This is a genomic window from Moorena sp. SIO4A5, from assembly GCF_010672005.1.
In the GTDB taxonomy this organism is placed as follows: Bacteria; Cyanobacteriota; Cyanobacteriia; order Cyanobacteriales; family Coleofasciculaceae; genus Moorena.
This window is the reverse complement of sequence record NZ_JAAHHZ010000280.1, coordinates 1-6,106: the sequence shown is the minus strand read 5'-3', so window position 1 is coordinate 6,106 and position 6,106 is coordinate 1. Positions and strand designations below refer to the sequence as shown.

The window sequence follows — 6,106 nt, the reverse complement described above, 5'->3', positions numbered from 1 at the left end:
TAATAACTTAAACTTATTAGTGGATTGAATAATAGGAAACCATGATATTTAAAAATGAAGGTAGCACAATAGGCGCCACCGCAGTCAATATAGAAAAAGCTTTTGGCCCTTACTTATGGGATAGTGAAGGGAGAAAATATTTCGACCTATTTTCACAAACTTGGTCTTTGCCACTTGGTCACAACAATCCACGAATTATTGATGCAGTCAAAAATCAACTCGACAAAGTAACTCATTTAAGAACAGCCTTCTCAACACAAGACAAAGTTGAGCTGGCTCAATTGCTGATCGAGCTTTCGCCGCAATCTTTAACCAAAGTCAATTTTTGTCTTCATGGCAGCTTAGTTAATGAAGGGGCGATGAAACTAGCTATAAACAATTGTGACGATCGGCATAAAATCCTCTACTTAGAAGATGGTTTTCATGGCAGAAGCTTTGCGACAATGGGGGTTAGCTGGAAAGGTACAGCCGAACAATATCAACCCTATTTTAATCATGGTGTGGAAGTAAAAAAAGATCTAGCTGATATTGAAGTAAAAATGATCAAAGAACAGCCTGCGGCGATCATTTTGGAGCTAGTACAAGGCAACTGCGGGTTTAAGATTTTGAGTAAGTCATTAGTCCAAGGTATTCGGGAGCTTTGCGACCAGAACAATGTCGTGATGATTGTTGATGAAATACAAACCGCCTTTGGCTGTGTGAAAGAGATGTTCATGAGTGATCTTTATGAGGTAGAACCAGACATCATAACCTTCGGGAAATCCATTGGTGGCGGTTTTCCCCTAGCAGGACTGCTATATAAAGAGAAGTTCTCCTTTAAGCCAGGACAGCATTCCTTTACTTTTGCTCATAGTCCCATTAGTTTCACAGCAGGAAAAGTATTCCTCGCCGAACTTAAAAAGGAAGCTCATAAAGCAAATATCTTAAACCGTTATATCTACGAAGAACTTGTAAATTTACAGAAGAAATATACAATATTAGGCGAGATACGCTCTATAGGAACTAAAGCCGCAGTTGATATTGTTGTTGGAGATCATGAACAAAACTGTAAACTCGCCAATTTAATTGCAGAAAAAATGTTTGATCACGGTGTAATTATAGCTGCATCAAGATATAAGGATATGGGCGATAGTATTATGCTTCAAGCCCCACTGATATCGGAAGTAGAGGACTTACAAATGGCATTTGAAAAGCTTGACTTGGTATTAGAAGAAGTGTCACAGCCAAAAAAAAAGTCTCAGAAAGCAGGAAAAGATTGGCCAGAACCAATTGATCAAGGGAGATCAATACTAGATCATTCTGAAAATGAGATTTTTCAGAATGATCCTATTGATATAGTTGAGCATTCCCAGAGACATGCCATCATAGCCGAGGCGATCGCTAGGAAAATGGATCTTCCTGATGGGCAAATCGAAATCTTAAAAAGGGCTTCCTGGGCTCATGACATCGGCGGGGCCTTGAAACATAAGTATCAGGAAGAACAAAAGTTTCTATTGCGACTAGAATTTGTAAAAACAGACAAATCGAAGTTAGGTGCTAAACCGAGCTTTAATCCTAAATTATGTATCGAGCATGCCAAAAAACGGATCGCAGCAGGACTTAGAAAAGAAATTACGGCAGAAGAATTTAGAGATCCATTACCTTTGTACTTAGAAGAGTTCGAGTTACTGAAAGGTGAACCTTTATCCTCTAGAGAAAGGGAGCTATTAAAAACCTGGTGGTATCACCCTCAATATTCAGTTGATCTATTAAACAAAAGAAATATCATCGTTACTCCAGAAGTAGAAGTACTGATCAGATGTAACGAACAGCCTTGGCTCTTTGAATCTCATGAGCGTGTTCTTCACTGTATTAACGAGTCTAGCCTTGCCAAATCTGAATTAAAAAATCTGTTGGCTATTATGCGCATAGCCGACATAGTAGAAAACGGTAACAATAAGAAAAGACGGAATCTTAGAGGGGTTGAAGTGGAGGATTTTCCCACGACTTTGGCATTCATCAAGCATAAATTTGAACTTGATGGTCTCGAAGACTGTAGTAATGCGATATCAGCTCTTGAAGAACTCAAAAAAGACGCTAACGAACAGTTAATAGATACTATTTTAAAATCTAGAGCCAACTATCTCGTATTGAAAGATGGTTTTGACCAAGCAACAATAGAAAAGACAGTCCGTGACTCAGTCAAAATTATCGAAAACCGTAACCATAAAGTGATAAATTACAAATACTCGCCAGACCATCAGCTAAGTGTTCTTCATGAAAATCTCTGGTACAAGTTTAGTTTTGTGCCAGAAAGAAAGGGTGAGTTTGATACCCTAATGCTTCTTGAAGAAGCACTTCCAGAAAAGGTTAATGAGTTAGAAATCCCTCATCTTTCCCCAAAAAATAGAAGATGCCCTTTTTGTTACGCAAATATTGACGAGTTAATTTGTAAGCTCCAACTACCGTCAAATAAAATTTACTCCTTTTTTATCAATATTGACCCTTATGGGGAAGATCATATGATCATGGCTGGAGGAAAAGAAGAACCTCAAATACTCACTGAATCATATATAGATGATCTTCTAACAGCTTCCTATGCACTGGGAAAAAACTATGAAGGTTCTTTTACAAGTTTCTCTGGTGCCAGTGTTAAACATTCACATGGTCAGTTCTATCGAGTTAAAACTCCTGTTTGGCAAAATCTTTTAGAGAACAGAATTGAAATAGTTAACAAGAGCCACATCAATGGTGTCATAAATGGGGAACTTGCTAACTGGGCAGCCCGTACAATAATAATTAAAGGTCAAGATAGGACTGAAGTGGCGAAGCAAGTATGGAAAGCAACCTATAAGCTAATGAGCGAAGGTATCTCATATAATACAAAATTCATGTATTGCGAAGACAGAAATTACATCTGGCTTCTTGCCCCACGGAGTCACGGTTTTATGACCTTTGCTAAGTATTTACTAGCTCCTGAAAATGAACCAGAGCCTTTGCATGTGAGTGGGTGTGGCAGCATAGAATCTCCTGGAGGAGATGCCATTATGTTCTTCGATATTCCTGAAGAAATCCCACAGCTACAACAAAAACTTATGGCTCAAAGGTTTGCCAAAACCTTAAGAGAGACATCCAATTGGTGCTACAAACCTTTTCCCGAAACAACAAGCCTGTTGCGACGTCTCAACTTAAAGCAGTTTGATGGATTTAAAATTGCCCATCGCATAGAATCCCTAGAGACAGCACAGAAAGCTATCAATGAAGGTTTTGATATGATCGAAGTAGATGTTCAGTTAACTAAAGACCATGAATTAGTATCATTATGGGGACCTGTTAAAAGTCTTGATCAACCAGTTGCCAATGTTTTTGAGTTCAATTATGAAGAGCTTTGTCTGAGGCTTGGGAAAAATGTTCTCAAGATTGAAGACCTTTGCAAACAGGTTAATGGTCAGGTTGCATTCAACTTTGATATTAAAGATTGGTCTGATAAGATAACTGGATATCGAGAGGCTCTGGTTAACGCATTAGTAAAGCTGATTAAATATCATAATCTGCAAAATAATGTTCTGTTTGAAAGTTTTAATCTGGATTATATACTCGCACTAAAAACTGTATCTAAAGAACATGGCGTGGAAATTATGGCGGGAATTGCAGTGCCTCAAGACAGTCATCAAAACGCTGTTATAGAAACCATCCGCAAATGCGATCATCATAGTCTTTCGAGCATTTTTATCTATCCACAGCTTTTGTCGCAGAATACAGTAGCTACCCTAAATGAAACAAGGCTAATCTTAATCACAAGACAAAATAAAATGAACAACAATACCTTTCAAAGTATTGCCTGTCCTATACTTAGTCTAAGTTAGATATATTTAATGTGATAGGATTTAACAGTAAATTTATTCAATAATTATGAGAAGGACTAAAAAAGACGTTGCAGAGTTAAAAAAAAAAAAAAGAACAAGCCCCGCTTACTAATTGTTGTTATTTATCTAACATTTATTGCTTTAGGATTACCAGATACGATTTTAGGTGTAGCATGGCCATCTATGCGCAGCTCACTCTTTTTGCCACTTGAAGCTGCGGGTATTATCACAATGTTGACAACTATATGTACAGCATTTTCCAGTTTTGCTAGTGGGCTGCTTTTGCATAAGCTAGGGACTGGCAAGGTTGTATTTATTAGCACTTTGCTTAGCGCTAGTGCTTTGTTTGGCTATTCCCTGTCACCATCATTCTGGTGGCTATTATTATGTACTTTGCCCCTTGGTGTTGGAGCTGGTGCTATTGATACAGGTATTAATCATTTTGTAGCACTCAAATATTCACCCAGACATATGAATTGGCTTCACAGTTTCTGGGGCATAGGAGCATTTTTGGGACCTAGCATTATTACTTTATATGTAGCTGATTCAGGAAATTGGCGTGGTGGTTATCAGATGATTGCAGCTATTGTGTTCGTTATTGCAGCTATTATTGGTATCTCCATCTCCCTATCTCTTTGGCGAAGCAAAAGCATTAAAGAGGAAAACACTGCACTCCAGAATAAGGCTGTCCAGAAAAAATCAGGACTTAACCTGATACGACAGCAAGATGTTTTTCTTTCTATTATTGCGTTTCCAATCTATATCGCAGTTGAGATGGGCGTGGGAGTCTGGTTGGCTAGTTATCTTATTGAAGGTCGAGGTTTAGATAAATTAAATGTAGGCTTAATAATTTCACTCTTCTACATCAGCATTATGATTGGACGACTGATTGCGGGTATTTTTGCTAATAATATCTCAATCCAGAAGTTAATGAATATGGGATTATGCTTAATGTTTATTGGTTCATGGATGCTGATAATTCAACAAAACAGTTTGTTAGTCCCATCTATAATCCTGTTGGGAATCGGCTGTGCGCCAATATTCCCCAGTATGATCCACAACACACCAAAACTATTTGGGGAGATTAATTCTCAGGAAATTACTGGATATCAAGTAGGAGGTAGTTATTTAAGTGGAGTTTTGATTCTCCCTGTGATGGGTTTGCTAAGTAGTAAAGTTTCACTTGAAGTTATACCAATAACCATTTGTCTGTTTGTTGTTTTGCTTGCTTTCATAGTAAATCTTATTAATCGGCATAGGAGTCAAAAATAAAGTATCTGTAAATTATCTGTTGATATTATAATCCCTGCAAGCAAAGCCGTTCGCGTAGCGTGGCCTACGGCCTTAAATGCTGGCTTGTTAGCGATTCCGGTAAGTGCTATGAATACTTCACAAAATTGTTCCAATTGCGGCAAAAAAGTCCCCAAAAAGCTGCATATACGATGGCATAATTGTTCCCATTGTGGGTGTAGCCTTGTTCGCGTAGCGTGGCCAAAGGCCAATCGTGACCATAATGCGGCGATTCGGCGTTCGCGAAGCGTGGCCAAAGGCCTCAGCCGACGCTACGCGAACAATATCAGAAATAGAGCGGCAGGGTTTGAAGTTACCGTAAGATAGTGGAGCCTTGTCTTGATGCAGTCGCTCATGGGGGAAACCCCCAAGACCGCGCTGCATCGCTAATCAAAAAGTTTTAACCCTTTTATGCATAGCCGACTAACCATAAAGGCTCCACTATCTAAGGTTTCGTCTCTCGGCAGTCCGTTCTTAAAGCCCAGCGCCTCCGTAAGCAATAGCTGGATTGGCGCTTGTTGCCTACACTGAACCTGAAAGGTCAGTGTAGGAGCTGTCACCTCTACAAATCTATGGGATGCATGTTGATTTTCAGGTCTTCTCCCACACAAATCATGCTACTTTCAGGAAAAGGATTCCAGTTTCCTGGGAACAAAGGTTCAGAGGCAATGATGACAGAATTGGGGAAATGTGGAGCGTTCTGTAGCCAGTAGAGAGAAGGTGGAGTAGAACCGATAGCACAACGAGAGGCAATAAGCTGATTTCCATCACTAATAACTATGTTTGCTAAGACCTTGACTCCATAGGGTTTGGCTAACTTAAACAGCGTTTTTAAGGTAGCCTGTAACGCTTGTTCCCAATTACCATCCACAGCAGCTAATTCGTTGAGAAACAAGGCGAAGATATGTTCAGAATCGGTAGTGCCTTCAATTTTCTGATAGACTGTATCTCTAATATGACTGCGGATCGGT

Annotated in this window: 3 protein-coding genes and 1 pseudogene; 3 read left to right on the top strand and 1 reads right to left on the bottom strand. The window is 39.2% G+C overall.

All coding sequences use genetic code 11. The annotated features are described in order from the left end of the window. Window positions 1–41: 41 nt before the first annotated feature. The 3 genes and pseudogenes from F6K57_RS34940 to F6K57_RS34930 form a co-directional block, all read left to right on the top strand. Window positions 42–3,845, top strand: a complete 3,804-nt coding sequence (locus F6K57_RS34940) for an aminotransferase class III-fold pyridoxal phosphate-dependent enzyme (protein WP_293072568.1) — start codon at window positions 42–44, stop codon at window positions 3,843–3,845. A 111-nt stretch (window positions 3,846–3,956) separates the two neighbouring features. Further along, a complete protein-coding gene (locus tag F6K57_RS34935) occupies window positions 3,957–5,117 on the top strand; it encodes an MFS transporter (protein ID WP_364305384.1) in 1,161 nt (386 codons plus the stop codon). A gap of 69 nt (window positions 5,118–5,186) precedes the next feature. Further along, window positions 5,187–5,462: pseudogene (locus tag F6K57_RS34930) on the top strand (zinc ribbon domain-containing protein); the annotation flags it as partial. A 235-nt stretch (window positions 5,463–5,697) separates the two neighbouring features. Here the strand turns inward: F6K57_RS34930 and F6K57_RS34925 are convergent. Continuing rightward, window positions 5,698–6,106 (bottom strand): class II glutamine amidotransferase (locus tag F6K57_RS34925; protein ID WP_293072566.1); only part of this gene is annotated, 409 nt, incomplete at its 5' end.

Excerpts from the sequence above, each read along its gene's own strand:
- F6K57_RS34940 (WP_293072568.1), top strand. The coding sequence starts at position 42 with ATGATATTTAAAAATGAAGGTAGCACAATAGGCGCCACCGCAGTCAAT.